Here is a 1,014-nt window from a genome sequence, read left to right as displayed (position 1 = left end):
AGCCTTTTGTTCCTTTATTTCTCTATTTTTGACGACTTAAAGTTATAAAGGTGCGGCTATGTCATTTCAACTCACCACCATAAAAGTCGAGCATCGCGTCAAGTTTATATATAAAATTTGGTTACTTTCTATATCTCAGGAAAACATATTGTTTTGTGAGCAGAGTGAGGCAGTCATGTCTCACTCTGAATAGCATGACTTACTGTCGGATTAGCCGTCCCGTCAGTGGAGCACTGTCATAATTACTTCTGAAAGGGTTAATATCCAAACCACCACATCGTGTATAACGGGCAAATACGGTTAATTTCTCTGGTCCACAATAATGCATGATATCGTTATAAATGCGTTCGACGCATTGTTCATGGAATTCGTTATGTGTTCTGAATGAGATAAGTAAGGTAGCGCAGCAGTTTTTCATGATCAATTTTTGCACCCTCATAACGGATCACAACGCTGCCCCAGTCAGGTTGGTTTGTGACCAGGCAGTTTGATTTTAAGAGATTTGAGTGTAATGTTTCAAAAGAGAAGGGTACGGTTTTTCTTACCTTAATATCGAATAAAAATTTGACCTCGCTTAGTCCAACCGATAAGGTACTTAACTGTTACTTATGATCTGTCGTCTGTAAGGATCAGCGTGAAGCGGCGAAATAAAACTCCCGTAGCCTGCAAGGGAGAGCATTACAATGCGGTACATCTGCGCACTTTTGGAAGCAGGTATCATTGGACATCTAACCCTCCGTCTGATGATGAAAGTTTCCCGGTGTTACTCATCACCGGCTACTCACACAATAGAGCAAAACAGGCTCTGTCTTACGTCAAACGATACCGTTTTTATCGGTACAACATTCATCTGCGTTTTCACTTCATCACGATAAGCGTCCCGGATATTGCGCGGCGTCACTTGTGTTGAAGCGCAGCGATTACCAAGTGACGCCGCAAAGCGGCAAACGTCCATAGCCCATCCGGTCTGGTTTTACGACCGATTTGAACCCCGCATTACTCAGTGAAACCACG

Annotated in this window: 1 protein-coding gene and 1 pseudogene; both read right to left on the bottom strand. The window is 42.9% G+C overall.

Annotated elements, in window-relative coordinates:
- Nucleotides 1–199: 199 nt before the first annotated feature.
- Nucleotides 200–518 (bottom strand): annotated as a pseudogene (locus tag Xbud_RS19035) (NADPH-dependent 7-cyano-7-deazaguanine reductase QueF); the annotation flags it as partial.
- A gap of 263 nt (nucleotides 519–781) precedes the next feature.
- The gene (locus Xbud_RS20025) at nucleotides 782–955 is read right to left on the bottom strand and encodes a hypothetical protein (protein WP_169923122.1); all 174 of its coding nucleotides are present in this window, start codon (nucleotides 953–955) and stop codon (nucleotides 782–784) included.
- Nucleotides 956–1,014: the final 59 nt, after the last annotated feature.

Origin of the sequence: Xenorhabdus budapestensis, from assembly GCF_002632465.1 — a bacterium.
Lineage (GTDB): Bacteria > Pseudomonadota > Gammaproteobacteria > Enterobacterales > Enterobacteriaceae > Xenorhabdus > Xenorhabdus budapestensis.
The sequence above is the reverse complement of the archived record's forward strand: the minus strand, read 5'-3'. Positions and strand labels throughout refer to the sequence as shown.

Excerpts from the sequence above, each read along its gene's own strand:
- Xbud_RS20025 (WP_169923122.1), bottom strand. The coding sequence starts at position 955 with ATGGACGTTTGCCGCTTTGCGGCGTCACTTGGTAATCGCTGCGCTTCA.